The sequence below is a fragment of the Massilia atriviolacea genome, from assembly GCF_003953935.1.
Taxonomy (GTDB): domain Bacteria; phylum Pseudomonadota; class Gammaproteobacteria; order Burkholderiales; family Burkholderiaceae_D; genus Telluria_A; species Telluria_A atriviolacea.
Genome location: NZ_RXLQ01000008.1, coordinates 81,380 through 107,687, shown reverse-complemented (window position 1 = coordinate 107,687; position 26,308 = coordinate 81,380). Strand labels below are relative to the sequence as shown.

The window sequence follows — 26,308 nt, the reverse complement described above, 5'->3', positions numbered from 1 at the left end:
AGTCTTCTTTATTGCGGCAGTTTCGACACGGCGACATGCTTGAGCAGGTCAGCGACCGAGGTTTGCATCGTGTCGGTGAACGGCGCCGGGTACAGGCCCATGGCGATCACGGCGATGGCCAGGATACCGAGCATGACGAATTCGCGCGTGTTCAGGTCCGTCAGTTCGGCGACGTGCTTGTTGGCGACCGTGCCGAACACCACGCGCTTGACCATCCACAGCGAGTATGCCGCGCCGAAGATCAGGGCGGTGGCGGCCAGCATGCCGATCCAGAAATTGAATTCGACAGCGCCCAGGATGACCATGAATTCGCCGACGAAACCGGAGGTCGCAGGCAGGCCGCAGTTGGCCATCGAGAACAGCACGATAAAGGCGGCGAACTTCGGCATGCGGTTGACCACCCCTCCGTAGTCGGCGATCTGGCGCGAGTGCATGCGGTCGTACAGCACGCCGATGCACAGGAACATGGCGCCCGAGATGAAGCCGTGCGAGATCATCTGCACGATGCCGCCCGAGACCGACATCTGGTTGAACATGAAGAAGCCCAGGGTGACGAAACCCATGTGCGCGATCGACGAATAGGCGACCAGTTTTTTCATGTCCTTCTGGACCAGTGCCACCAGGCCGATGTAGATCACGGCGATCAGCGACAGGGTGATGATGAAGCCGCCCATGTAGTGCGAGGCGTCAGGGGTGATCGGCAGCGAAAAACGCAGGAAGCCGTAGGCGCCGAGTTTGAGCATGATCGCGGCCAGCACGGCCGAGCCGCCGGTCGGCGCCTCGACGTGGACGTCCGGCAGCCAGGTGTGGACCGGGAACATCGGCACCTTGACGGCAAACGCCATGAAGAAGGCCAGGAAGATGAAGACCTGTTCCTTCATCGTCAGCGGCAGCTTGTGCCAGGTCAGGATGTCGAAGGTGCCCGAGACGTTGTACAGGTAGACGATCGCGACCAGGGTCAGCAGCGAACCGAGGAAGGTGTACAGGAAGAACTTGAACGAAGCGTACACGCGGTTCTCGCCACCGAACACGCCGATGATGATGAACATCGGGATCAGGGTCGCTTCGAAGAAGAAGTAGAACAGCAGGCCGTCCATCGCGCAGAACACGCCGATCATCAGGCCCGACAGGATCAGGAAGGAACCCATGTACTGGGCCACGCGCTTTTCGATCACTTCCCACGCCGAGATCACGACGATCACGGTGATGAAGGCGGTCAGCGGCACGAACCACAGCGACAGGCCGTCGATCGCCAGCGAGTACATGATGTTGAAGCGGCCGATCCACGGCGTGCTTTCGACGAACTGCATGCCGTGGAAGGCATTGTCGAAGTGCTGGATCAGCGGCAAGGTGACCAGGAAGCTGGCGATGGACGCGATCAGCGCCATCGCGCGCGTCATGCCCGGCTTGTCGTCGCGGCCGACCGCGAGGATGGCCGCGCCAAGGACGATCGGGAGCCAGATCGCCAGGCTCAGATACGGAGGGAAGTGAGAAATCGTAGACTGCATCATGTTTTGTTGTCTTTGCGTGTCTGATTAAGCGTGCCAGAACGGGAGGAAGTACATCAGCGCGCCGAGCACCCCGATGATCATCACAAACGCGTAGTGGTAGATGTAGCCGGTCTGTCCCAGACGGACGATGGTCGAGAACCAGCCAACCAGTTTCGCGCTTCCGTTGACGACCATGCCATCGATGATGCCCTTGTCGCCGATATTCCACAGGCCGTTGCCGAGCAGGCGCGCGCCGCCGGCGAACACCACCTCGTTGAACTTGTCCATGTAGTACTTGTTGTCCAGCAGCGTGTGGATGGCCTTGAACTTGGCATAGAACCAGGCGGGGACACGCGGATTGACCATATAGCAGTAGTAGGCAGCGGCCACGCCGGACAGGGCCAGCCAGAACGGCGCCGTCTGCAGGCCGTGCAGGACCATGCCGACCGGGCCGTGGAAGCCTTCGGCCAGTTCCTTCATGGCGTGGTGGTTGTCGCCGACGAAAATGACGCCCTTGAAGAAGTCGCCGAACAGCATCGGCTGGATCGTCAGGAAGCCGATGATCACCGAAGGAATCGCCAGCAGGATCAGCGGCAGGGTCACCACCAGCGGCGACTCGTGCGGCTTCTGGCCCGGGGCCAGGCCGTGGTGCGCGTGGTCGTCATGATCTTCCTCGTGATGGGCGTCGGCGCCGTGGCCGTGCGCATCGGCGTGCTTGGCGTCGTGCTTGGCGTCATGCTTGTGATCGTGCTTGGCGTCGTGGGCATGATGGTCGTGCGCATGCGCCTTGCCGAAACGCTCTTCGCCGTGGAACACCAGGAAGTACATGCGGAAGGAGTAGAACGCCGTGACGAACACGCCGGCCAGCACCGCGAAGTTGGCAAAGCCTGCGCCCCAGATATGGGTTGCGTGCACCGCTTCGATGATGCTGTCCTTCGAGTAGAAGCCCGAGAAGAACGGGGTGCCGATCAGCGCCAGGGAGCCGAGCAGCGCGGTGATCCAGGTGATCGGCATGTACTTGCGCAGGCCGCCCATGTTGCGGATGTCCTGGTCGTGGTGCATGCCGATGATGACCGAACCGGCGCCGAGGAACAGCAGCGCCTTGAAGAAGGCGTGGGTCATCAGGTGGAACACGGCGACCGAGTAGGCCGAGGAACCGAGCGCCACGGTCATGTAGCCGAGCTGCGACAGGGTCGAGTAGGCGACCACGCGCTTGATGTCGTTCTGGATGATGCCCAAAAAGCCCATGAACAGCGCGGTGATCGAACCGATGACCAGCACGAAGGACAGCGCGGTGTCCGACAGTTCGAACAGCGGCGACATGCGCGCCACCATGAAGATGCCGGCGGTAACCATGGTCGCGGCGTGGATCAGTGCCGAAATCGGGGTCGGGCCTTCCATCGAATCGGGCAGCCAGACGTGCAGCGGGAACTGGGCCGACTTGCCCATGGCGCCGATGAACAGGCAGATACAGGCGACGGTCAGCAGCATCCAGTCCGAGCCCGGCAGGGTCATCAGGGCCAGCGCTTCGCGCTTCGCGAACACTTCGGTGTAATTCATGGAACCGGCGTAGGCCAGCAGCAGGCCGATGCCGAGGATGAAGCCGAAGTCGCCGACGCGGTTGACCAGGAACGCTTTCATGTTCGCGAAGATCGCGGTCGGGCGGGTGTACCAGAAGCCGATCAGCAGGTAGGACACCAGGCCCACCGCTTCCCAGCCGAAGAACAGCTGCAGGAAGTTGTTGGCCATGACCAGCATCAGCATCGAGAACGTGAACAGCGAGATGTAGGCGAAGAAGCGGTTGTAGCCTTCATCCTCGGCCATGTAGCCGATGGTGTAGATGTGCACCATCAGCGACACGAAGGTGACCACGCACATCATCATCGCCGACAGCGCGTCGATCTGGAAGCCGACTTCCATTTTGAGGGAGCCGACCGTCATCCATTGATAAATGGTGCCGTTGAAGCTGGCGCCGTCGAGCACGGCCATCAAGGTCTGCACCGACAGGACCAGCGCGATCAGCACGCCCAAAATCGTGACGGTATGCGACGTTTTACGGCCGACCAGGTTACCGAAGAATTTTGTTCCGAACAAGCCCGCAATCACAGCACCAGCCAGCGGCGCCAGTGGTACGGCAAGAAGGACGTTAGGGTTAAGAAGTTGCCCCGCCATGTTGAACCTTAATCGTTATGTATTCGAGTATGAATGTAAGCGCCGAACGGACCGGATTAACCTTTGAGGGTATCGAGGTCTTCCACATTGATCGTGTCCAGATTACGGAACATGACCACCAGAATCGCGAGGCCGATTGCCGATTCGGCAGCGGCGACGGTGAGGATGAAGAAGACGAAGATCTGCCCCGCCGCGTCGCCCAGGTAATGGGAAAACGCGATGAAGTTCAAATTCACGGCCAGCAGCATCAATTCAATCGCCATCAGCAGGACGATGACGTTTTTGCGGTTCAGGAAGATGCCGACGATCGAGATCGCAAACAGCAGTGCGCCCAGGATCAGGTAGTGTGCAAGCGATAAAGTCATTTCGTCTCCTTGGGTGCGGACACCGGCGGGGTCGCTTCTGGCGAACCGGCCTGGGCTTCGGCAGCGGCCAGCGCGGCGGCCTTGGCGGCAGCGTCGATGGCGGGCTGGTCGACCGTGGCCATCTTCACGATGCGCAGGCGGTCGTTGCGCTTGACGCGCACGGCATCGCCCGGGTTGAAGGCCTTGGTGTCCTTGCGGCGGCGCAGGGTCAGCGCGACGGCGGCGATGATGGCGACCAGCAGGATGGCGGCGGCGATCTCGAAACCAAGGATGTATTTGGTGTAGATCAGCATGCCCAATTCCTTGGTGCCGCCGATGTTCGCGCCGACCGCCTCGGCCTCCTGCTCGAACTTCATGAAGCCGCGCCACAGCACCGCCGCCATTTCCAGCACGATCACCACGCCGATCCCGGTGGCCAGCGGCAGGTAGGACCAGAAGCCCTCCCGCATGCGGTCCATATTAATATCGAGCATCATGACCACGAACAGGAACAGCACCATCACCGCGCCGACATAGACCAGCACCAGCACGATCGCCAGGAACTCGGCCTTGAGCAGCATCCAGATGCCGGCGGCATTGAAGAACGCCAGCACCAGGAACAGTGCCGCGTGGACCGGATTGCGGGCAGTGATAACGCGGGTCGCGGCGATGAGCATAATCGCCGAGAACACGTAGAACAACACAGTTTTAAATTCCATAACTAACCCAGAGGACTTGCAGTTAAATGTGCTAAAGACAGCGTTTGCTGAACACGCATTTTGCTAACGATTAGCGGTAAGGCGCATCGGCCGCGCGCGCGGCGGCAATGTCGCCCTCGTAGCGGTCGCCAACAGCCAGCAACATCTCTTTCGTATAGTACAGATCGCCGCGTTTTTCGCCGTGGTATTCCAGCACGTGCGTCTCGACGATCGAGTCGACCGGGCAGGATTCTTCGCAGAAGCCGCAGAAAATGCACTTGGTCAGGTCGATGTCGTAACGCGTGGTGCGGCGCGAACCGTCGTCGCGCTGTTCCGATTCGATCGTGATCGCCATGGCCGGGCACACCGCTTCGCACAGCTTGCAGGCGATGCAGCGCTCTTCCCCGTTGGGGTAGCGGCGCAGCGCGTGCAGGCCGCGGAAACGCGGCGACATCGGGGTCTTCTCTTCCGGATACTGCACGGTGATCTTGCGCGAGAACGCGTAGCGTCCGGTCAGCGCCAATCCCTTGATCAGTTCGGTCAGCAGCATGCTGCTGAAAAAGTCTTTCACTCGTTCCATTATCTCTTCCTTACTTCCAAATATTCCAGGATGTCTGCATCCAGCCTGCGACCAGGACCAGCCACACCAGGCAAATTGGAATGAAAATCTTCCAGCCGAGGCGCATGATCTGGTCATAGCGATAGCGCGGGAAGGTGCCGCGAACCCAGATGAACAGCGAGACAATCACAAAGGCCTTGGCGAACAGCCAGAAGAAGCCGAGGAAACCGCCGAGCACGCCGCCGACTTCCATGAAGGCGAACGGTGCGTGCCAGCCGCCCAGGAACATGATCGAGGCCAGGGTGCCGATCAGGATCATGTTGGCGTATTCGGCCAGCATGAACATGGCGTAGGACATGCCCGAGTATTCGACCATGTGGCCGGCCACGATTTCGGATTCGCCTTCGACGACGTCGAACGGGGAACGGTTGCATTCGGCCAGGCCGGACGTCAGATAGACGATGAACAGCGGCAGCAGCGGCCAGACGTTCCACGACAGCATGGACACGCCGTGGGCCACGCCCCAGCCGGCGTTCTGGCCGGCCACGATATCGGAGAAGTTCAGGCTGCCCGAGACCATCAGGATCACCACCAGCACGAAGCCGATCGGAATTTCGTACGAAATCATCTGGGCCGAGGCGCGCATCGCGCCCATGAACGAGTATTTCGAGTTCGACGCCCAGCCGGCGATGATGATGCCGTACACCTCGATCGAGGTGATCGCCATCAGCAGCAGCAGGCCGGCGTTGACGTCGGCCAGGGCCACGCCGGGACCGAAGGGCACCACCACCCAGGCGGCCAGCGCCGGCATGATGGTCATGATCGGGCCGAGGATGAACAGGCCGCTGGCGGCCTTGGCCGGCACCACGATTTCCTTGAACAGCAGCTTCATCGCATCGGCGATCGGCTGCAGCAGGCCCATCGGACCGACGCGGTTGGGGCCGATACGGATCTGGATCCAGCCGATCAGCTTGCGTTCCCACAGGGTCGCGTAGGCAACCAGGCCCATCAGCGGCATCATGACGCACATGATCTTGACCATGGTCCAGATCAGCGGCCAGACGTAGCCGATATTGGCGGCACCCCAGGCGTTCACGCCATCAATCATTTCAGGCAGAGCCATCAGACCCCCTCCCCTGCTTTTTCAACTGTGATCGCACCGAACATCGCGCCGAGCGTGGCGGTGGCCGGATGCGCCGAAGCGACACGCACGGTGTTGGCCGGCAGGCGCGCGTCGATCCCGGCCACCAGGATGGCGGAGCCGGAACCCTGCGTGACCTTGACCTTGGCGCCAGCCTGCACGCCCAGCTTGCCGGCCAGGTCGGCCGGCAAGGTCACCAGCGGCGCGTTGGCGTCGGCGGTGCGCAGCAGCGGTTCGGAACGGCGCGCGATGGCGTCGGCGAAGTAGATCGGCACGTCGGTGACGCGTTCCAGCGCGGCGCTGGTGCCGTAGGTCGCGGCTTTGAGCGCGGCCTTGCCGGTGTTGTTCAGCCTGGCCGACAGGTCGGTCACGCCTTTGCCGAACAGCTCGTCGCGGATCGCTTCGGACGTGTCGTATTCGAAACCGGACAGGCCCAGCAGGTTGCCCAGCACGCGCAGCACTTTCCATGCCGGGCGGGTGTCGCCGAGCGGCTTGACGGTGCCGTTGAAGCTTTGCGCGCGGCCTTCGCAGTTGACAAACGTGCCCGAGGTTTCGCTGAATGGCGAAATCGGCAGCAGCACGTCGGCGTACTCGAAGCCATGCTGGAAGGCCGACATGACGACCACCATCTCGGCGGCGTCGAGCGCGGCGCGGGCTTGCTGCGGATTCGCGCAATCGAGCTCAGGCTCGGCGTTAAGCAGCAGGTAGGCTTTTTTCGGTGCCGAAAACACCGGAACGGCATTCTTGGCAAAGGCGCCGACCAGGTAGCCGCCGACGGTGTTGGCGGCTTCGGTCAGGTAGCCGAACCTGGCGCCGGTCTGTTCGGCGATCCACTGCGCGGCCGCGTGCAGCGCGGACGCTTGCGGATGGTGCGCGGCGGCATTGCCCATGAGGACGACGCCCGGCAGGTTCTCGTCGCCCGTGTTCAGGCTGGCGGCGATGGCCCTGGCGGCGTCGCTCGCTTCGATGTGCTCGAAACCGGCCGGTGCGGCCACGCCTTTGGCGGCGGCCACGGCGGCCACGATGCCCGACAAGGCGGCCAGCCAGTCGGACGGCGCGGCGATGATCTTGTTGGCGGTCGGGATCAGCAGTTCGTCATCCGAGGCGTGCACCAGCGACAGCTTGGCGCCGTTCTTGACGGCGGCGCGCAGGCGGGTGGCGACCAGCGGATGGTCCTTGCGCACGAAGGAACCGATGACCAGCGCGCGCTTGAGCGTCGACAGTTCGGCGATCGGCATGCCCAGCCATGGGGTGACCTGGCCGTCCAGCGCGAAATCGCTCTGGCGCAGGCGGAAGTCGAGGTTCTCGGAACCGATGCCGCGCAGCGCTTTTTGCAGCAGGTGCAGTTCTTCGACCGTGGAATGGGCGGTGGCGACGGCGGCGATGCTGTCGGCGCCATGCTCATGCTTGATGTTGCGCAAGCCGTGCGCCACGTATTCGAGCGCGGTCTGCCAGTCGGTCTCGGCCCACTGGCCGCCCTGCTTGATCATCGGCTTGGTCAGGCGCGAGGCGTTGTCCAGCGCTTCGTACGAGAAACGGTCCTTGTCGGAAATCCAGCACTCGTTGATGCCGTCGTTTTCCAGCGGCAGCACGCGCATGACTTTGCCGCCCTTGACCTGGACGATCAGGTTGGTGCCGAGCGAATCGTGCGGGCTGACCGATTTGCGGCGCGACAGTTCCCAGGTACGGGCGCTGTAGCGGAACGGCTTGGAGGTCAGTGCGCCGACCGGGCACAGGTCGATCATATTGCCCGACACTTCCGAGTCGATGGTCTTGCCGACGAAGGAAGTGATTTCCGCGTGTTCGCCGCGGCCGAGCATGCCCAGCTCCATGACGCCGGCCACTTCCTGGCCGAAACGCACGCAGCGGGTGCAGTGGATGCAACGCGTCATTTCCTGCATCGAGATCAGGGGGCCGGCATCTTTCGGCGGCACCACGCGTTTTTCTTCTTCGTAGCGCGAGTTCGATTTGCCGTAGCCGACCGCCAGATCCTGCAACTGGCATTCGCCGCCCTGATCGCAGATCGGGCAGTCGAGCGGGTGGTTAATCAGCAGGAATTCCATCACGGATTTCTGTGCCTGGACCGCCTTCTCGCTGTTCGAGCGCACGATCATGCCCGCCGAGACCGGCGTGGCGCAGGCCGGCAAGGGCTTGGGCGCCTTCTCGACTTCAACCAGGCACATGCGGCAGTTGGCTGCGATCGACAATTTCTTGTGATAGCAGAAGTGCGGAATGTAGGTGCCCAGCTTGTTGGCTGCGTCCATCACCATGCTGCCGGGTGGGACTTCTACCTTCTTACCGTCAATTTCAATTTCAACCATGAGATTTCTCTGGCCTTAGATATAAGCGGGCACCAGACAGTGCTTGTGCTCGATGTGATATTCAAATTCTTCGCGGAAGTTCTTCACGAAAGCGCGTACCGGCATCGCCGCCGCATCGCCCAGGGCGCAGATGGTGCGGCCCTGGATGTTGTCGGCGATCGAGTTGAGCATGTCCAGGTCGTCGGGACGGCCCTGGCCGTTCTCGATGCGGTGGACCATGCGGTACATCCAGCCGGTGCCTTCGCGGCACGGCGTGCACTGGCCGCACGACTCTTCATAATAGAAATACGACAGGCGCAGCAGCGACTTGACCATGCAGCGCGTCTCGTCCATGACGATCACGGCGCCCGAACCGAGCATCGAGCCGGCCTTGGCGATCGAATCGTAGTCGAGATCGGTGTTCATCATGACCTCGCCGCGGATCACCGGCGCGGAGGAACCGCCGGGAATCACCGCCTTGATCTTTTTGCCGCCGCGCATGCCGCCGGCCAGCTCCATCAGCTTGGCGAACGGAGTGCCGAGCGGCACCTCGTAATTGCCCGGCAGGTTGACGTCGCCCGAGATCGAGAAGATCTTGCTGCCGCCATTGTTCGGCTTGCCGATGGCGGCGTATTTCTCGCCCCCCATGTTCAGCAGGAACGGCACGGCAGCGAAGGTTTCCGTGTTGTTGATGGTGGTCGGCTTGCCGTACAGGCCGAACGAGGCCGGGAACGGCGGCTTGAAGCGCGGCTGGCCCTTCTTGCCTTCGAGCGACTCCAGCAGTGCGGTTTCTTCGCCGCAGATGTAGGCGCCGTAGCCGTGCGCGGCGTGCAGTTGGAAGCAGAACTCGCTGCCCATGATCTTGTCGCCCAGGAAGCCGGCGTCGCGCGCCTCGTCCAGTGCGTCTTCAAAGCGCGCGTACTCGGCCCAGATCTCGCCGTGGATGTAGTTGTAGCCGACCGTGATGCCCATCGCGTAGGCGCCGATGGCCATGCCTTCGATCAGCGCGTGCGGATTGTAGCGGATGATGTCGCGGTCCTTGAAGGTGCCCGGCTCGCCTTCGTCGGTGTTGCAGACGAGGTATTTCTGGCCCGGGAACTGGCGCGGCATGAAGCTCCACTTCAGGCCGGTCGGGAAACCCGCGCCGCCGCGGCCGCGCAGGGAACCGGCTTTCAGTTCGGCGATGATCGCTTCCGGCGTGATTTTTTCTTCGAGGATACGGCGCAGCGCGGAGTAGCCGCCGCGTTTCACGTAATCCTGCAGGTGCCAGTTCTGGCCGTCGAGGCCGGCCAGGATGACCGGGTCGATGTGACGTGAATGGAGCGATGTCATTTCTTGAGTTCCTCGACCAATGCATCGATTTTGCTATCCGACATCAGGCTGCACATGCGCTTGTTATTCACCAGCATCACGGGCGCATCGGCGCAGGCGCCCATGCACTCGCCTTCGATCAGGGTGAACTGGCCGTCGGCGGTGGTGCCGCGATAGCCGACGCCGAGTTTTTCCTGCAGGTAGTGACCGGCGTGCTCGCCGCCCGACAGGGCGCACGGCAGGTTGGTGCACACGGATATCTTGTACTTGCCGACCGGCTTGACGTTGTACATATTGTAGAAAGTCGCCACTTCCTGCACGGCGATGGCGGGCATGCCGAGGTAGTCGGCGACGTCCTGCATCACTTCCGGCGCAAGCCAGCCCTTTTCATCCTGCGCAATGGCGAGCGCCGCCATGACCGCGGACTCTTTATGGTCGGGCGGATACTTGGCGACTTCACGGTCGATTTTTTTGTATGACTGCTCTGATAACAACATGGTTGTGCCTCAATTAATCGACAGCTTAGCGGTCGATACTGCCGAATACGATGTCCTGGGTGCCGATGATGGTCACGGCGTCGGCCAGCATGTGGCCGCGCGCCATTTCATCAAGGCTTTGCAAGTGCGCATAGTCCGGGGTGCGGATCTTCAGGCGGTACGGCTTGTTGGCGCCGTCCGACACGATGTAGATGCCGAACTCGCCCTTCGGATGCTCGACCGCGGCATACGCTTCGCCCGGCGGCACGTGGAAGCCTTCGGTAAACAGCTTGAAGTGGTGGATCAGCGATTCCATGTTCGACTTCATCTCGGTGCGGCGTGGCGGCGCAACCTTGTGGTTGTCGGTCATGACCGGACCCGGGTTGGCGCGCAGCCAGCGCGAGGCCTGCTGGATGATGCGGTTCGACTGGCGCATCTCTTCCACCCGCACCAGGTAGCGGTCGTAGCAGTCGCCATTGGTGCCGACGGGCACGTCGAAATCCATCTTGTCGTACACGGCGTAGGGCTGCTTCTTGCGCAGGTCCCACTCCACGCCGGAGCCGCGCAGCATGGCGCCGGTAAAGCCCATGGCTTTCGCCGCTTCCGGGCTGACCACGCCGATGCCGACAGTACGCTGTTTCCAGATACGGTTGTCGGTCAGCAGGGTTTCGTATTCGTCGACATAGGTGACGAAGCGCTTGCAGAAGTCGTCCAGGAAGTCGAGCATCGAACCCTGGCGGTGTTCGTTCAGTTCGTCAATGGCCTTGGCGCTGCGGATGATCGAGGCCTTGTGCTTCGGCATCGCGTCCGGCAGGTCGCGGTACACGCCGCCCGGGCGGTAGTAGGCCGCGTGCATGCGCGCGCCGGACACCGCCTCGTAGCAGTCGAACAGGTCTTCGCGGTCGCGGAAGGCGTACAGGAAGGGACCCATGGCGCCGACGTCGAGCGCGTGCGTGCCGAGCCACATCAGGTGGTTCAGCAGGCGCGTGATTTCGTCGAACATGACGCGGATGTACTGGGCGCGCACCGGCACCTCGATGCCCAGCAGGCGTTCGATCGCCATCACGTAGCCGTGCTCGTTGCTCATCATCGACACATAGTCGAGACGGTCCATATAGGGCACGGTTTGCAGGTAGGTGCGGGTTTCCGCCAGTTTTTCGGTGGCGCGGTGCAGCAGGCCGATGTGCGGATCGGCGCGCTGGATGACTTCGCCGTCCAGTTCGAGCACCAGGCGCAGCACGCCGTGCGCGGCCGGGTGCTGCGGGCCGAAGTTGAGGGTGTAGTTCTTAATTTCAGCCAAGGTTTTTGCTCCCAGGATTCATCCCGTAGGTTTCTTCGCGGATCACGCGCGGAATGATTTCACGCGGCTCGATCGTCACGGCTTGGTAGATCACGCGCTTCTGTTCAGGGTCGTAACGCATTTCGACGTAACCGGAGATCGGGAAGTCCTTGCGGAACGGATGGCCGATGAAACCGTAGTCGGTCAGGATGCGGCGCAGGTCGTTGTGGCCTTCGAACAGGATACCGTACAGGTCGAATGCTTCGCGCTCGTACCAGTTGGCGGCGCGCCACAGTTCGACCACCGACGCGAGCACCGGGGTATCGTCGTCCTCGGCGAACACGCGCACGCGCACGCGCCAGTTGTGTTCGAGCGAGAGCAGGTGCGAGACGACCGCGAAACGCGCGCCATCCCACGTGCCTTCGCCGTAGGTGGAGTAGTCGACGCCGCACAGGTCGATCAGCTGTTCGAATTTGAGCGCGGGATGGTCGCGCAGGGTCTGCATCGCGGCGTAATAGCCGGCAGCCTTGACCACTACGGTCACTTCGCCCAGCGCCACGGTCATAGCGGCGCCCTCACCGAGCGCGTTGCGCAGGGCGAGTTCAAGGGCTTCGAGTTTTGTCGTCATGGTGGAAACCGCTTCTTAACGTGCGATGGTATTGGTGCGCTTGATCTTGTTCTGCAGTTGCAGAATCCCGTACAGCAGCGCTTCGGCGGTCGGCGGACAGCCCGGCACGTAGACATCGACCGGCACGATGCGGTCGCAGCCGCGCACCACCGAGTACGAATAGTGATAGTAGCCGCCGCCGTTGGCGCAGGAACCCATCGAGATGACCCAGCGCGGCTCCGGCATCTGGTCGTAGACCTTGCGCAGGGCCGGGGCCATTTTATTGCACAGCGTGCCGGCGACGATCATCACGTCGGACTGGCGCGGCGAGGGACGGAACACGACGCCGAAGCGGTCCATGTCGTAGCGGGCCGCGCCCGTGTGCATCATTTCGACCGCGCAGCAAGCCAGGCCGAACGTCATCGGGAACATCGACCCGGTACGCGCCCAGTTGATCAGCTTGTCTGCTGTCGTGGTGATGAAACCTTCGTTTAATACGCCTTCAATTGACATGGCTTATTCCCAATCAAGGGCACCTTTCTTCCAGATATACCAAAAACCGACCACAAACTCGGCGATGAAGACCATCATCGTCACGAAGCCGGACCAGCCCAGTTCACGCATGGAAACGCCCCATGGGAAGAAGAATGCCGTTTCCAGATCAAACAAAATAAACAGGATTGCCACCAGATAGTAGCGGACGTCGAACTTCATGCGCGCGTCTTCGAACGCTTCGAAGCCGCACTCGTAAGGCGACAGCTTGGCGGAATCGGGCTTATGGGGAGAGAGCAGATATCCCAGCACCTGCGGGACGACACCGACGCCGATGCCTACCAGGATGAACAACAGGACGGGGAAGTAATTATCGAGGTTCACTTGATGGAGCCTATCTTGAACGATCGGTTAATGAAACACTGCATGTCGCAGCGCCCTACCGCACGAACCTGGCTTGAACCTTGCCACCAGGACCGAACGACTGATCCTCGCAAAAAAGCCAGCTTAGGCATAAACATGTTTGCTTATGCAACCTTGCTGGCTTTTATATTCTTGGTGCCGACGGCGAGACTCGAACTCGCACAGGCTTTCGCCCACTACCCCCTCAAGATAGCGTGTCTACCAATTTCACCACGTCGGCATTGAGTCCGCTATTCTAACATTGTTACATCTCAGTATTCAATGCAAAATTGCGTAAAAACAAGGATAAAACAGAAAAACTTTACAACTGTTTGATACTGGCCAATACCCGGCCTTGCTGCCTGCGCTAATACTCTGTGCGCGGGCAGTATTCTACCAGAAAACGATTACTTTGGCAGCTGATTAGCAGGCGTTGCCGGTGCAGGCGCCGGAGCGGCTGCGGGCGCGGCTGCCGGAGCTGGCGCAGGAGCGGCTGCGGGAGCTGCGCCGCCGGCGACGGGGGCGGCCGGGGTGCTCATGACCGGTGCGCTGGTCGGGATCGCGCCCGAACCGGTGACCGGCGCCGGCGCGGTGACCGCCGCGCGGTCCATCAGGCCGCCGCCGGTGACGCCGGTGTGGGACTTGGCAAAATACGCCAGGCCCAGGGTGGCGCCGAAAAACACCGCGGCGGCCACGCCGGTCGACTTCGACATGAAGTTCGACGAGCCGGTGGCGCCGAACAGGCTGCCGGAAGCACCGGAACCGAAGGCCGCACCCATATCCGCGCCCTTGCCATGCTGCAGCAATACCAGGCCGATAATCGCCAGAGCGGAAATAACCTGTACAACAACTACCAGATTGAACAACGTGTTCATTGCTTATTCCATTCCAAGTTTAACAACAATAACAACAATAACAACAATAACAACAATAAGAGTTCAATTGGCTGCGTGAAGAATGGCGAGGAAATCCGACGCCTTCAAAGCCGCCCCGCCGATCAGGCCGCCGTCGATATCCGGCTGGGCCATCAATTCAAGGGCGTTATCGGGCTTCATGCTGCCGCCGTACAAAATCTGCACTGTCTCGGCCGCGACTGCATTCTTTGCCATCAGCTGCGCGCGCAGCTGGGCATGGACTTCCTGGGCCATGGCCGGCGTGGCGGTCTTGCCGGTGCCGATCGCCCAGACCGGCTCGTAGGCGACGACGATCTGCGCCACGCGCTCGCCCACCAGGTCGAGCACGGCGCCGAGCTGGCCCGACACCACGGCGCCGGTCTGGCCGGCCTCACGCTCGGCCAGGGTTTCGCCGACGCAGACGATCGGGGTCATGCCCGCGTCCAGTGCGGCGACGGCTTTTTTTGCCACCAGTTCGCTGCTTTCGCCATGATAGGCGCGCCGCTCGGAATGGCCGACGATGACGTAGGCGCAGGAAAAATCGGCCAGCATGGCGGCCGACACCTCGCCGGTGAAGGCGCCGCCCGGCTGGGCCGAGACATCCTGGGCGCCCCAGGCCACCGCTCCGCCGGCGAGCGTTTCCTGGCACTGGGCCAGATAGGGAGCCGGCGCACACACGGCACAAGAGGCGTTAGCGGCGTTAGCGGCGTTAGCGGCGCCGATGCCTGCGACGATGCCGGCCAGCAGGCTCGCATTCGCGGCACGGTTGCCGTTCATCTTCCAATTTCCTACGACCAGTTTGCGACGCATAGTAGCCCAGATTTAATTAACCCGCTATTTTAACCCCCGATCCGATGTCGGTCAAACAAAGGCCGGGGGCAGTTGTATCGCAACCTCAGCGCGTCACAGCACCTGCAGCATGATCTTCCCGATATGGGTGGAACTCTCCATCAGGGCATGCGCCTGGGCCGCCTGTTCGAGCGGAAAAGTCTGGAAAATCACCGGGCGGATCCTGCCCTGCCCGAACAGCGGCCAGACCCGTTCGCGCAGCTTGGCGGCGATCGCGCCCTTGAAGGCCACCGGACGCGGACGCAGGGTCGAACCGGAGATGCTCAGGCGGCGCCGCAGGACCTGGCCGAGGTCGATATTCGCCCTGGCGCCGCCCAGCAGGGCGATCAGGGCGATGCGGCCGTCGTCGGCCAGGCAATCGATTTCACGCGGCAGGTAGTCGCCGCCGACCATGTCGAGGATGACATCGACGCCCTTGTTGTCGGTGAGCGACTTGACCACGGCGGCGAAGTCCTCGCTCTTGTAGTCGATGCCGCGTTCGGCGCCGAGCGACTCGCTGGCGCGGCATTTCCCGGCGCTGCCGGCGGTGGCGAACACGCGGTGGCCGAGGGCGGCGGCGAGCTGGATGGCGGTGACGCCGATGCCGGAGGTGCCGCCCTGCACCAGCAGGGTGTCGCTGCCTTCCAAGCGGGCGCGGTCGAACACATTGCTCCAGACCGTGAAGTAGTTCTCGGGCAGGGAGGCCGCTTCGAGCGGGCTCAGGCCGGCGGGGAGCGGCAGGCATTGCGGCAGCGGCGCGGCGCAGTACTCGGCGTAGCCGCCGCCCTGGACCAGGGCGCAGACCATGTCGCCTTTCTGGAAAGCGCTGCCGGCCAGATCGCCGCCGACGATCTCGCCCGCCACTTCGAGGCCGGGCAGGTCGGAGGCGCCGGGCGGGACCGGGTAGTGGCCGAGGCGCTGCAGGACGTCGGGACGGTTGATGCCGGCCGCGTGCACGCGGATCAGCACTTCGCCGGCTTTCAGTTCAGGAACGGGACGCTCGCACAGTTGCAACACATCGGGTGGACCGGGCTGCTTGATTTCGATGGCACGCATGGGATGGGGCTCGCTGGAAGCAAAAGGCGATTGTACGGGATGTGGGGGAAGCGTGTTTTCCCCCGCTCCTCTACCCCACCCTAGCCCGCCGCGCCGCCGCTGCGCGACTGCGTCGGCAGGGGCGTGCCCGGCCTCCACGCGCGCGACAAGGCCTGCGCCTCGTCGATCTGCTCCTGCGTCATGCGCCTGGCGATGGCGGCGCGCTGCTCGGTGGCGTTGGCGTTGCCGCTGGCCGCCGCCAGGTTCCACAACATATAGGCCAGCACCTTATCCTGCGGCATGCCCGCCGCGTGATAACGGTACATCAATCCCAGCGCATGCTGCGCCTCGGCATGCCCCTGCTCGGCCGCCTTGCGGAACCAGCCGATCGCCGCCTTGTGATCGAGCGGCACCGCGTTGCCCGTGTAGTACATCGCCCCCACCACATACTGGGCGTCGGCCTTGCCCTGATCGGCCGCCTTGCGGTGCCACAGCATGGCCTGCCTGTAGTCGCGCGCCACCCCGCGCCCCATGTAATACATGAGCCCGAGCAAATGCTGCGCGTCCACATGGCCGGCCCTGGCCAGCGGCGCGACTTCTTTCAGCGCGCGCGCATAGTCGCGCGCATTGTAGGCGTTGGCGCCTTCGGCGAACCCGGCGAAGGCAGTGCCGTGCAGGCCGGCCGCGAGCAGGAGCGCGAACAGGGATTGTTTCATGGCGCGGGTCGCCAGCCGTGCGTGCATGACGCTCATTTCCAGCTGACCTTGCCGAGGCCTTCGACCCGGACGCTGCGGTTGGCAGGCTTGCCGTACACAATCACCGACCCCATCCCGTCCAGGCGTAGCCTGGCGCTCTGGCGCGCCATCACGGTCGCGTTGCCGAGTCCGTTCAAGTCGATGTTCACGCTGTCGACCTGGAACTGATGCGCATCGAGTCCGCCCAGCCCGCCCAGGTCGGCCTTGAGCCACTTGGCGCGCCCGCTCAGCCGCGCATACCCGGCGCCGCGCAGCTCCAGTTCGATGCCCTCGCCGAGCACGCCCTCCAGGTCGAGGCTGCCCACCCCGCCCAGGCTGGCGCTGACGACGCGGTAAGTGCAGTTGACCCGCATCGAGCCGGCCCCTTCCAGCGACAGGTCGAGTTCGTCGCCGGCGAAGCCGCTGACCTCGGTAAAGCCGACGTTGTCGGAGGACACTTCGCGCAGGGCCGGCAGGGTCAGGTCGGCGCGCGCCCGCGCGCCGCGCGCGGGGCCGCCGATGCTGATCGTGTCGCCATGCTGCTCGGTGGTGACGGCGCTCATGGCGCGCCTGCCGCCGCTGATGACCAGGCTCGGGACGGCGCCCTGGCGCAGGCGCAGGTCGATGGCGCCGTCGAGCCGGACCCGCTGCGCATTGGCGTCGACGCTCCGGGTTTCGCTCAGGTGGTCGTCGGCGGCGCCGGCGCTGGCGGCCGCGGCCAGGGTGAGGGCCGCTGCCAGCGCGCCGGCATGAAAAAATTGCATCATCGTGCGTCTCCGCGTGTTTTTATTGGTATGGGATGGCGCATACACTACCAGCAAGTGCGGCGCAGTTCCAGCTTATTGCGGGAGGCTGGCTTTTTCGGCGGCGCTCAGGCGGCGCGCGCTGACCACGACCACCGGAATGGCGGCGTCCGCCGTGGCGCTGGCGGCCAGCGGCGCGCTGCGCGGGGCCGGCGCGCCGGCCGTGGCGAAGGTGCTGGCGCCGATCACGGCGACGACGGCAAGAAAAATGGCTTCCATGTGTTTGGCGATGTTCATGATGCGCTCCTGGTGGGTTCGATGACGTGGCGGTATGGTGCGACTTTAACCACACGCCACCCATCGCTCCAGCGGATTGCGACGAACTGCATTTTTCGCCACCCAGTCCCGCAAAAAGCGCGATGGAACGCGATCGCGCATCACCTGGTTGACGCGCCCGCCACTGCGGCCGATACTCGGACACCATGCCAGAGACCATTTCCTCCCCCGCCCCATCGTTCGACGCGATTGTCGTCGGCAGCGGGCCGGGCGGCGCCAGCGTGGCGCGCGAACTGGCCTCGCGCGGCCTGCGCGTGCTGATCCTCGAACAGGGCAGCGCCGCCCCCTTGCGCGGCACCCTGGCGCAGATGGCGCGCATCGCCGCCATTCCCGGCAAGGGCGCCTTCGTGCACCGCGACGCGTCGCTGCTGGTGCAGGGCGTCAACGCCGGCGGCAGTTCCAGCATCAACTTCGCCACCGCCGCCGATCCGCCCCTGGCCCGCTTCGCCGCGCTCGGCATCGACCTGGCGCCCGCCCTGGCTTCGCTGCGCGCCGAGCTGCCGATCGGCCCGCTGCCGGATGCGCTGGTCGGTCCGGCGGCCACGCGCATCCTGCAAGGCGCGCTGGCGCTGGGCCTGGACTGGCGCAAGCTCGACAAGATGATCCGCCCGCAGTTGTGCCGGGCCGGCTGCTGGCGTTGCGTCTACGGTTGCCCGTTCGGGGCCAAGTGGAGTGCGCGCGATTTCATCGACCAGGCCTGTACCCACGGCGCCGTCCTGCGCGACAAGGCCCGCGCCACCCGCGTGCTGGTGAACGACGGCAAGGCGGCCGGCGTCGACTATGTACGTGAGGGCAAGCTCGAACAGGCGCGTGCGCCGCTGGTGGTCCTGGCCGGCGGCGGCGTCGGCAGCCCGCGCCTGCTGCACGGCAGCGGCCTGCGCGCGCGGGCCAGCAGCCTGTTCAGCGATCCGGTGCTGGCGGTGATGGGCACGGTGGACGGCCTCGACGGCGGCGCGGAAGTGCCGATGGCGGCCGGCATGCGCCTCGACGAGGCCGGCATTTCGCTGGCCGACATGACCCTGCCCAAGCCGATGTACCAGGCCTTCACGGCGCAGGCGGGCCGTTTCGACCGCCTGTTCGCGCACCGGCGCACGCTCTCGCTGATGGTCAAGATCGCCGACCGGACCGGCGGCGCGGTGGGGCCGCGCTGGGTCGACAAGACCCTGCACCAGGCCGACCGCGCCAAGCTGGCCCGGGGCGAAGCCATGGCGCGCGCGATCCTGGCCCGCTGCGGCGCCACGCATGTGTTCGCCAGCCACCATTTCGCCGCGCATCCGGGCGGCAGCGTGCCGATCGGCGACGGCGTCGACGCCAGCCTGCAAGCCGGGGCCGCCGGCCTGTACGTGTGCGACGCCTCGGTCATTCCCGGACCGTGGGGCTTGCCGCCGACCCTGACCCTGCTGTGCCTGGGCACCTGGCTGGGCCGGCGCCTGGCGCGCTGAGGCGCCGTTTCAATTCCTCAGGCGGCCAGCGCGCCGTTCAGCGCTTCGTGCACGAGGTCGTCGATCTCGCCGGTGATCAGGGTCATGCTGCTGGCCACCACGGAAAACTCCTTGCCGGCCTGGCCGGCGCGCGCGGCGACGATCTGGGCATTGAAAGCGACCATGCGGGCCTGCTTGGCGATGGTCTTGATATCGCCCATCATCACCTGCAGCTGGCGCTTTTGCAGCTGGGCGTGGCGCTTCGACTGTTCTTCGTAGACCAGGGTCAGCCCGTTGAGCACGCTCAACAGGGCCGTTCCGCTGCGCACCAGCTCGTCGAGCAGCGCCGGCGCGCCGCGCCCGCCGCCGACGATGGCGTCGAGCGCCGCTTCGGCCAGCGCGATGAAGTCGCGAATCACGCGGTCGCCCTGCAGCACGCCGAAGTAAGCGTCGCGCAGCTGTGCGCAAAACACGCCCGGCAAGCCGCCCTTGCCTTCGACCAGGGTCAGGTGCGCTTCGCGGAACTGCGCCAGGGTCTCGCGCGCGGTCGCCACGGCGCCCTCGTGGCCCATCGAGGCCAGCACGGCGTACAGCACCACGCGCTGCGAGGTGAAGCGGCGCCGGCCGGACAGGTTGATCAGCGCCCCGAAGACGTCGCCGGACAGCTTGACGCCGGCAAATCCATCTTCGCGCGGGCGTTCCAGTGTGCTCGCATCGTCCAACATCTTGCTCTCCTTCTCAGTGCCGGCGGCGATGTCGCCATCCGGACAGAAACAAGCGGGTGCAGGTTCCGTGCCAGGCCGCAGCAGGGGTTTTCGCCCGACTCCTCACCAAACTGGCGCAATACGGCACAAACCGGGCACCAAAGCGGTCAAGCAACACCCCAACATGATGCGCCGGCGCGGTATTGAGGCGGCTCAACTGAAGCGCAACTTAGGAATGACTTAAGCCCAAGCTTCCACAATTTCTCGTCGTCGTGTAGGATTGGGACTACAAACAGAATTGATATGAACACAAATGGTGCTCTGCAACAGAAATCAAGCGAGCTCTTCACTATGAGAACGGGCTTTTAATAGTATTTCCATATCAACTAAGCGTTCTCTGTAGAAAATTGCAACGAGATGTAAAGAAGCGGCCTCGTCCTTACTACTGTCACAAGCCGATGTTAGATTGCCTTCTCGCGTACACATACGCGTTCCAAGCCACAATCCGGCCTTAACAAAAGGCAACTTTAATAGGTGCACTATGATGAAAAAATCCAAAGTCTTCCTGTCGGCCATCGCGCTGGCATCCGCCGCCCTCGTTTCGAGCCAGGCATCCGCTGTCGAAATCATCAACACCTCGACCCTGGAACTGGTCGACAACTTCGCTGAAGCCGATGGCTTCTTTGCAGGCGGCAACAAGGGCAACACCTTCGTCGACAACTACAGCTTCACCCTGGCCCAGGCTGGCGAATTCGCCGCTGGCGTCCTGTCGATCACCGGCAATGCCAAGAACGGCCTGGACATCACCGCCTTCAACCTGATCGACAGCACCGGCTCGCTGTTCGGCGGCACCCTGCTGTCGACCGGCGCGACCGACCAATGGTCGCTGTCGACCTCGACCCTGGCCGCTGGCGCGTACACGATCCAGATCAAGGGCAGCATCCTGTCGAACACCGCAGGCCGCTACTCGACCAACATCGCCCTGGCGCCAGTACCTGAGCCAGAAACCTATGCCATGATGCTCGCCGGCCTCGGCCTGCTGGGCTTCACCGCGCGCCGCCGCAACAAGAAGGCCGCCGCCGCCGCCCTGGCAGCGTAAGTTTTACCCTGCCGGCATGAAAGCCCTCGCGCCCCCCTGCGCGCGGGCTTTTTTTTGACATGCATATGTTTGTTTAAAAACCAAGCTACGTTAAGATACGCCGCCATGCAGCGGCTCCCGCCCCTGCGGCCGAGCTGGTTTTCCAGGTACTTATCGTGAGGTTTTTCATGCGCATGCGCCAACTCCCCGTTCTCATCGCCGGACTTTCCCTGTCCTTGTCCGCCTTTGCGGCAAGCAGCGACAGCTGGACCGTTCCCGTCAACGTCAAAAAGCTCGACAACGGCCTGACCGTGATCGTTTCGCCCGACCACACCTCGCCCACCGTCGGCGTAAGCGTGGTGTACCACGTCGGCATGCGGCTCGAACCGAAAAACCGCACCGGCTTCGCCCACCTGTTCGAACACCTGATGTTCCAGGGCACGCCGAACGCACCGAAGGGCGTGTTCGACAAGACCATTACCGGCGGCGGCGGCCGCAACAACGGTTCGACCCGGCCCGACTTCACCAACTATATCGAGACGGCGCCGGTGTCGTCGATCGAATCGATCCTGTGGCTCGAAGCGGACCGCATGAAGACGCTCGATTTCAACGAAAAAACCCTGAAGAACCAGCAGGACGTGGTCAAGGAAGAAATCCGCGTCAACGTGAAGAACCAGCCCTACGGCGGCTTCATGTGGATCGACATCAACCAGCAAGCCTTCCAGAAGTGGGAAAACAACCACGACGGCTACGGCAGCTTCGAGGACCTGGAAGGCGCCAGCCTGGACGACGTGCGCAACTTCCACCGCGATTACTACGGCCCGAACAATGCGGTGCTGGCCATTTCGGGCGACGTCACCGCGGCCCAGGGCTTTGCGCTGGCGCAGAAATACTTTGCCGCCATCCCGAAACGCCCGACCCCGGCGCCGACCGACTTCAGCGAGCCGCTGGGCACGGCCGAAAAGCGCATCGAGCAAAGCGACGCGCTGGCCCAGGTGCCGGCCATCGCCGCCGCCTGGAAGATGCCGCAGCGCGGTAGCCCCGACCTGGCGCCGATGGCGGTGCTAGGCGAATTGCTGGCCGGCGGCGACGCCTCGGTCCTGTACCAGGGCCTGGTCAAGGGGCGCGAAGTGGCGCTCAACGTCGACTCCCTGTACGGACTGACCAGCCCGTGGGAATTCGACGGCCCGACCTTGTTTACCGTGTTCGCGCTGTACAAGCCGACCAGCAGCGCCGACGCCATGCTCAAGGGCATCGAGGAAGAAGTCGCCAAGATCGCCGCCAGCGGCGCCGACGCGGCCACCCTCAAGCGCGTCAAGACGCGCATGCTGGCCAACTGGTACAACACGATGGAAAGCTTCATGGACCGCGCCGACACCCTGGCCAAGCTGCAAACCCTGTGGGGCGACGCCAACGTGGCCAACAAGATCCCCGGCTGGATCGAGGCCGTGCGCTCGGAAGACATCCAGCGCGTCGCCAAAACCTATCTGACGCGCGCCAACCGCACCGTCATCGACCGCAAGCCGGTCGCCAGGACGGCCGCCGCGCCCGTCACAGCGCCGGCGCCGGCCGCCGCCGCATCCACCGCCGTCAAGAACTAAGGAGAGCCACCATGAAAAAACTGATGCTGGCACTGAGCATTTCCCTGCTGTGCGCGCCGTCCGCCTTTGCCGCCGACAGCGCCGCCGCCGCAGACAAAACCGCCGCCAACGCCCTGCCCCCGTACGGCAAGGACAAGCCGATCCCGGTCCCGAAGATCGTCAAGAAGACCCTGGCCAACGGCCTGCAGGTGTGGGTCGTACCGCGCCAGGGCTTGCCGCGCGTGGACTACGTGCTGGCCGTGCGCGGCGCCGGCATGGCCGCCGACGAGCGCCAGCTGCCCGGCTTCGCCAACCTGATGGCCGGCCTGCTCAATGAAGGCAGCACCAGGCGCGACTCGCGCGCCATCGCCGAAACGGCCCAGGGCCTGGGCGGCGAAGTCGGCGCCGGCGCCAGCCACGACGGCGTGATCGTCTCGGCCAACGCGCTCACCTCGAACGCCGGACCGATGCTGCAACTGCTGGCCGAAGTGGCGCGCATGCCCGCCTTTCCCGCGCAGGAAGTCGCGCTGAGCAAGGGCAATGCGCTGGAGGGCCTGAAAGTGTCCGAGACCAGCCCGGGCTTCCGCGCCGAACGCGCGCTGGGCAAGGCGGTCTTCGGCGAGCACCCGTACGGCAACACCAGCCCGACCGTGGAGTCGATCAACGCGGTCACGCCGGAGCTGCTGCGCGCCGAGCACGCCAAGCGCTTCCGTCCCGACCGCAGCCTGCTGGTGATCACCGGCCGCATCGGCGAAGCGGAAGCGATCAAACTGGCCAGCGCCGCCTTCGGCGACTGGAAAGCCGCAGGTCCGGCCCTGCCCGAGACCCCTGGCGCCGCGCTGGCCGCCAAGCCGGTGCGCATCATCCTGCAGCGCGACGGCAGCGTGCAGTCGACCATGCGCCTGGGCAGCCCGGGCATGGCCGCCAGCGCCAGCGACTACGTGCCGCTGCGCCTGACCAGCACCATCCTCGGGGGCGGCTTCAGCAGCCGCGTGAACCTGAATCTGCGCGAGGAAAAAGGCTATACCTACGGCGCCTCGGCCGGCGCGCGCATCTTCCGCAACGGCGGCAGCATCGTCGGCGGTGCCGACGTGCGCAACGAAGTGACCGGCGCGGCGCTCAAGGAATACCTGCACGAGTACACGCGCATCGGCAGCGAGCTGGTGCCGGAAGCGGAAATGAGCATGAACAAGCGCTACGTGGCGGGCGGCTACCTGATCGCCAACCAGATGCAGGTCGCCGTGGCCAGGACCCTGGCCAACAACTGGCTGATCGGCCTGCCGCCGGAATTCCTCGGCCAGTACGTGCCGATGATCCAGAAAGTCACGCCCGAGCAGGTGCGCGAGATGGGCAAGAAGTACTTTGCGCCGGAGCTGCAGTCGGTGGTCGTGGTGGGCGACCATGCCGCCATCGCCGAGCAGCTCAAGCCTTACGGCGAATTCGGCGTGCAGCAGAAGTAAGCCGGCGGCGGGCCTGCCCCGCTACCGTTGCGCCGCCACACAGCAAGGCCGCCACTGCGCACGCAGGGGCGGCTTTTTTACATTGATGGCCAAGCACGACACGCGCCCGCCCCGCCGTAACAAGCGTGAAGTATGCCGGAATTCGACGGATTGACCTCCTGATATCCGTATTTATTAATTCACGCGTGAATGTAACAGCTTGACGTGTTGGCAACACGCAAATGCAGACAATTTGTCACGCATATTCACCCAAGTTTGTTGCACAAGGAATATCCCCAGACTAGAATCCCAATGGATTTTCCTCTTTGCAATTAATTATCATTTAGATTGTTACAAAGTGAGGAAATCGATCATTTTTTTCATATAACCATGATTGAGGGATTCATGACAACATCGAGATGTCTTTCCATGCAGCCTCGCAAGATGCTGGCGCTAAGCATCGTCGCCAGCCTGTCCAGCCTGGGCTGCGCGAGCGCCTTCGCCCAGAGCGCACCGGAACTGAGCCCGGCCTGCGCCAGCTTCTATCCGGCCGACTTCAAACTGTCGAGCACCCGTCACATCGATGCCATTCCGAGCACTGCCCGTCCTGCCAAGGGCGTGGCGCTCAAGGAAGGCGCCTACAACACCTGCCTGGTGCGCGCCACCAACCACACGGCCGAAGGCGTCGACGGCTTTTCGCGCAACGACTATTCGCGCCGCCAGGCCTTCAATGCCGACAGCTCGCAATACCTGACCTACGCCCTGAACGGCTTCTGGCAAACCTACAACGCCAGGACCTTCGGCTTCAGCAAGCAGTTGCCGGGCCTGGCGGGCGACGCCGAACCGCAATGGCACCCGAGCAATCCGGACAAGCTGTACTACCTGCCGACCAACGGCGTGGGCATGCGCCTGAACGAATTGACGGTGTCGACCGGGACCACGCGCGTGGTGGGCGACTTTGCAACCCGCCTGAAAGCGCGCTGGCCGACCGCCAACGCGGCTTGGACCAGGTCGGAAGGGTCGCCGTCGAAGGATGGCCGCTACTGGTGCTTCATGGTCGATGATGCCAACTGGAACAGCCTGGGCGTGTTCACCTGGGACCGCGACACCAATGCGATCCTCGGCACCCTGGACACCAAAGGCGACCGTCCCGACCACGTCAGCATGAGCCCGAGCGGCAACTACTGCGTCATTTCCGGCGACAGCGCCAGCGGCACCGTGGTGGCCAATCGCGACCTGAGCAACCGCCGCAAGATCCATGCGAAGTCGGAGCATTCGGACCTGGCGATCGATGCCAACGGCGACGATGTCTACGTCTCGGTCGACTACCAGGCCAACGCGGGCGACCTGTTCATGGTCAACCTGCGCACCGGCGTACGCACCAACCTGCTGCCGACCTACGTCAACGGCAGCGCGACCGCGCTGCATGTGTCCGGCAAAGGCTTCAACAAACCGGGCTGGGCGCTGGTATCGACCTACGCCGACAACAGCGGTTCGCGCCAGTGGCTGCACCGCAAGATGTTCCTGGTGCAACTGGCAGCCAATCCGATCACCTACAACCTGGGCTTTTCGCGCGTGGTCAGCAATGGCTACTGGAGCGAGCCGCACGCCTCGATCAACCGCGACCTGACCAAGGTGCTGTTCAATTCGAACTGGGGCACCAGCAGCGCCACCGATGTCGACGCCTACCTGATCGACATTCCGGCCAGCGCAGTCAAGACCATCCCCGGCACCGGCACCCCGACCACCCCGCCGCCGGCCACCCCGCCGCTGGCCATCACCCTGGGCGCCGTGACCAAGAGCGGCTACAACGCCACGTACGCCTTGAGCACCAACCAGCCGGCCAGGTGCCGCGCCGCCTGGAGCGCCGGCAATGCGTACGACGCCTTGTACGATGCCATCACCACCGCAACGGGCGGCCTGAAGCATAGCAAGGCGCTCACGCTCGGTTCGACCTCCTCGCAAACCGTGTATGCCGTCTGCAAGTCGGACATCCTCGGCACCGAGAAGGAACAGGCGATCCTGCTGAAGTAAGCGTTTTTGGGGGCTGCCGATGTAACCGGTTACATCGGCGGTCCACGCGTCCATTTTTCAGCAATAGTTGTAATTTATTATCGAAATAAGAGATAATGTGAGGCAACTTCTTCACGACGCCGCCGCGCGCGTCCTGTCGCATGGTTGTGCCGATCACCAAGTCCGCCGGCGTGCACGCGCCGGCGGTTTTTATTCCATGCCGCCCTGTCGCG

The 26,308-nt window shown here is 63.6% G+C and carries 25 protein-coding genes and 1 tRNA gene; 5 read left to right on the top strand and 21 right to left on the bottom strand.

Annotation, left to right across the window (positions count from 1 at the left end; translation table 11 throughout):
- Window positions 1-8 precede the first annotated feature (8 nt).
- The 20 genes from EJB06_RS16300 to EJB06_RS16205 form a co-directional block, all read right to left on the bottom strand.
- Window positions 9-1,511, bottom strand: a complete 1,503-nt coding sequence (locus tag EJB06_RS16300) for an NADH-quinone oxidoreductase subunit M (protein ID WP_126075093.1) — start codon at window positions 1,509-1,511, stop codon at window positions 9-11.
- A gap of 24 nt (window positions 1,512-1,535) precedes the next feature.
- On the bottom strand, window positions 1,536-3,662 hold the full coding sequence (nuoL, locus tag EJB06_RS16295; protein WP_126075092.1) for an NADH-quinone oxidoreductase subunit L: 2,127 nt from the start codon (window positions 3,660-3,662) through the stop codon (window positions 1,536-1,538).
- A gap of 56 nt (window positions 3,663-3,718) precedes the next feature.
- Window positions 3,719-4,027, bottom strand: a complete 309-nt coding sequence (gene nuoK / locus EJB06_RS16290) for an NADH-quinone oxidoreductase subunit NuoK (protein WP_126075091.1) — start codon at window positions 4,025-4,027, stop codon at window positions 3,719-3,721.
- On the bottom strand, window positions 4,024-4,725 hold the full coding sequence (locus EJB06_RS16285; protein ID WP_126075090.1) for an NADH-quinone oxidoreductase subunit J: 702 nt from the start codon (window positions 4,723-4,725) through the stop codon (window positions 4,024-4,026). The genes nuoK and EJB06_RS16285 overlap by 4 nt, the downstream gene beginning before the upstream one ends.
- A gap of 70 nt (window positions 4,726-4,795) precedes the next feature.
- Window positions 4,796-5,284 carry an NADH-quinone oxidoreductase subunit NuoI gene (nuoI, locus tag EJB06_RS16280; protein WP_099876575.1) on the bottom strand — a complete coding sequence of 163 codons (489 nt, stop codon included), beginning with the start codon at window positions 5,282-5,284 and terminating at the stop codon, window positions 4,796-4,798.
- 10 nt (window positions 5,285-5,294) lie between these two features.
- On the bottom strand, window positions 5,295-6,386 hold the full coding sequence (gene nuoH, locus EJB06_RS16275) for an NADH-quinone oxidoreductase subunit NuoH (RefSeq protein ID WP_126075089.1): 1,092 nt from the start codon (window positions 6,384-6,386) through the stop codon (window positions 5,295-5,297).
- Window positions 6,386-8,725, bottom strand: a complete 2,340-nt coding sequence (gene nuoG / locus EJB06_RS16270; RefSeq protein ID WP_126075088.1) for an NADH-quinone oxidoreductase subunit NuoG — start codon at window positions 8,723-8,725, stop codon at window positions 6,386-6,388. The genes nuoH and nuoG overlap by 1 nt, the downstream gene beginning before the upstream one ends.
- Before the next feature lie 15 nt (window positions 8,726-8,740).
- Window positions 8,741-10,036, bottom strand: coding sequence for an NADH-quinone oxidoreductase subunit NuoF (gene nuoF / locus EJB06_RS16265; RefSeq protein ID WP_126075087.1), 1,296 nt, complete (start codon window positions 10,034-10,036; stop codon window positions 8,741-8,743).
- Window positions 10,033-10,512 carry an NADH-quinone oxidoreductase subunit NuoE gene (gene nuoE / locus EJB06_RS16260; protein ID WP_126075086.1) on the bottom strand — a complete coding sequence of 160 codons (480 nt, stop codon included), beginning with the start codon at window positions 10,510-10,512 and terminating at the stop codon, window positions 10,033-10,035. Before nuoE ends, nuoF begins: the two co-directional genes overlap by 4 nt.
- A 25-nt stretch (window positions 10,513-10,537) precedes the next feature.
- Window positions 10,538-11,791 carry an NADH-quinone oxidoreductase subunit D gene (locus tag EJB06_RS16255; RefSeq protein WP_126075085.1) on the bottom strand — a complete coding sequence of 418 codons (1,254 nt, stop codon included), beginning with the start codon at window positions 11,789-11,791 and terminating at the stop codon, window positions 10,538-10,540.
- Entirely contained in the window at window positions 11,784-12,398 is a 615-nt protein-coding gene (locus tag EJB06_RS16250) for an NADH-quinone oxidoreductase subunit C (RefSeq protein ID WP_126075084.1), read from the bottom strand. Before EJB06_RS16250 ends, EJB06_RS16255 begins: the two co-directional genes overlap by 8 nt.
- Window positions 12,399-12,413: 15 nt before the next feature.
- A complete protein-coding gene (locus EJB06_RS16245; protein ID WP_054263649.1) occupies window positions 12,414-12,890 on the bottom strand; it encodes a NuoB/complex I 20 kDa subunit family protein in 477 nt (158 codons plus the stop codon).
- A 3-nt stretch (window positions 12,891-12,893) separates the two neighbouring features.
- Window positions 12,894-13,253 carry an NADH-quinone oxidoreductase subunit A gene (locus EJB06_RS16240; protein ID WP_099876556.1) on the bottom strand — a complete coding sequence of 120 codons (360 nt, stop codon included), beginning with the start codon at window positions 13,251-13,253 and terminating at the stop codon, window positions 12,894-12,896.
- A 172-nt stretch (window positions 13,254-13,425) separates the two neighbouring features.
- Window positions 13,426-13,512: transfer RNA gene (locus tag EJB06_RS16235), tRNA-Leu, on the bottom strand.
- Between the two features lie 166 nt (window positions 13,513-13,678).
- On the bottom strand, window positions 13,679-14,146 hold the full coding sequence (gene secG, locus EJB06_RS16230; RefSeq protein ID WP_126075083.1) for a preprotein translocase subunit SecG: 468 nt from the start codon (window positions 14,144-14,146) through the stop codon (window positions 13,679-13,681).
- Window positions 14,147-14,209: 63 nt separating this feature from the next.
- Window positions 14,210-14,974, bottom strand: a complete 765-nt coding sequence (tpiA, locus tag EJB06_RS16225; RefSeq protein WP_126075082.1) for a triose-phosphate isomerase — start codon at window positions 14,972-14,974, stop codon at window positions 14,210-14,212.
- Window positions 14,975-15,067: 93 nt separating this feature from the next.
- Window positions 15,068-16,048 carry an NAD(P)H-quinone oxidoreductase gene (locus tag EJB06_RS16220; RefSeq protein ID WP_126075081.1) on the bottom strand — a complete coding sequence of 327 codons (981 nt, stop codon included), beginning with the start codon at window positions 16,046-16,048 and terminating at the stop codon, window positions 15,068-15,070.
- Window positions 16,049-16,128: 80 nt separating this feature from the next.
- The gene (locus EJB06_RS16215; protein ID WP_307720452.1) at window positions 16,129-16,770 is read right to left on the bottom strand and encodes a tetratricopeptide repeat protein; all 642 of its coding nucleotides are present in this window, start codon (window positions 16,768-16,770) and stop codon (window positions 16,129-16,131) included.
- A 5-nt stretch (window positions 16,771-16,775) separates the two neighbouring features.
- Complete coding sequence (locus EJB06_RS16210) at window positions 16,776-17,528, bottom strand: GIN domain-containing protein (protein ID WP_229427116.1); 753 nt, start codon at window positions 17,526-17,528, stop codon at window positions 16,776-16,778.
- Window positions 17,529-17,600: 72 nt separating this feature from the next.
- A complete protein-coding gene (locus EJB06_RS16205) occupies window positions 17,601-17,801 on the bottom strand; it encodes a hypothetical protein (RefSeq protein ID WP_126075080.1) in 201 nt (66 codons plus the stop codon).
- 185 nt (window positions 17,802-17,986) lie between these two features.
- On the opposite strand from EJB06_RS16205, the gene EJB06_RS16200 reads away from it, so the two are divergent.
- Window positions 17,987-19,282, top strand: coding sequence for a GMC family oxidoreductase N-terminal domain-containing protein (locus tag EJB06_RS16200; RefSeq protein WP_126075079.1), 1,296 nt, complete (start codon window positions 17,987-17,989; stop codon window positions 19,280-19,282).
- Between the two features lie 17 nt (window positions 19,283-19,299).
- Here the strand turns inward: EJB06_RS16200 and EJB06_RS16195 are convergent, their stop codons facing one another.
- Window positions 19,300-19,986, bottom strand: a complete 687-nt coding sequence (locus tag EJB06_RS16195; RefSeq protein WP_126075078.1) for a methyl-accepting chemotaxis protein — start codon at window positions 19,984-19,986, stop codon at window positions 19,300-19,302.
- Between the two features lie 523 nt (window positions 19,987-20,509).
- Here EJB06_RS16195 and EJB06_RS16190 point away from each other — a divergent pair.
- The 4 genes from EJB06_RS16190 to EJB06_RS16175 all read left to right on the top strand — a co-directional run bounded on the left by EJB06_RS16190 (window position 20,510) and on the right by EJB06_RS16175 (window position 26,096).
- Window positions 20,510-21,064 (top strand): FxDxF family PEP-CTERM protein, encoded by a 555-nt coding sequence (locus tag EJB06_RS16190; RefSeq protein WP_164557942.1) that lies wholly within the window; start codon window positions 20,510-20,512, stop codon window positions 21,062-21,064.
- 167 nt (window positions 21,065-21,231) lie between these two features.
- The gene (locus EJB06_RS16185) at window positions 21,232-22,644 is read left to right on the top strand and encodes a M16 family metallopeptidase (RefSeq protein ID WP_126075076.1); all 1,413 of its coding nucleotides are present in this window, start codon (window positions 21,232-21,234) and stop codon (window positions 22,642-22,644) included.
- A gap of 11 nt (window positions 22,645-22,655) precedes the next feature.
- Window positions 22,656-24,083 carry a M16 family metallopeptidase gene (locus EJB06_RS16180; protein ID WP_126075075.1) on the top strand — a complete coding sequence of 476 codons (1,428 nt, stop codon included), beginning with the start codon at window positions 22,656-22,658 and terminating at the stop codon, window positions 24,081-24,083.
- 408 nt (window positions 24,084-24,491) lie between these two features.
- On the top strand, window positions 24,492-26,096 hold the full coding sequence (locus EJB06_RS16175) for a YncE family protein (protein ID WP_198420847.1): 1,605 nt from the start codon (window positions 24,492-24,494) through the stop codon (window positions 26,094-26,096).
- Window positions 26,097-26,308: the final 212 nt, after the last annotated feature.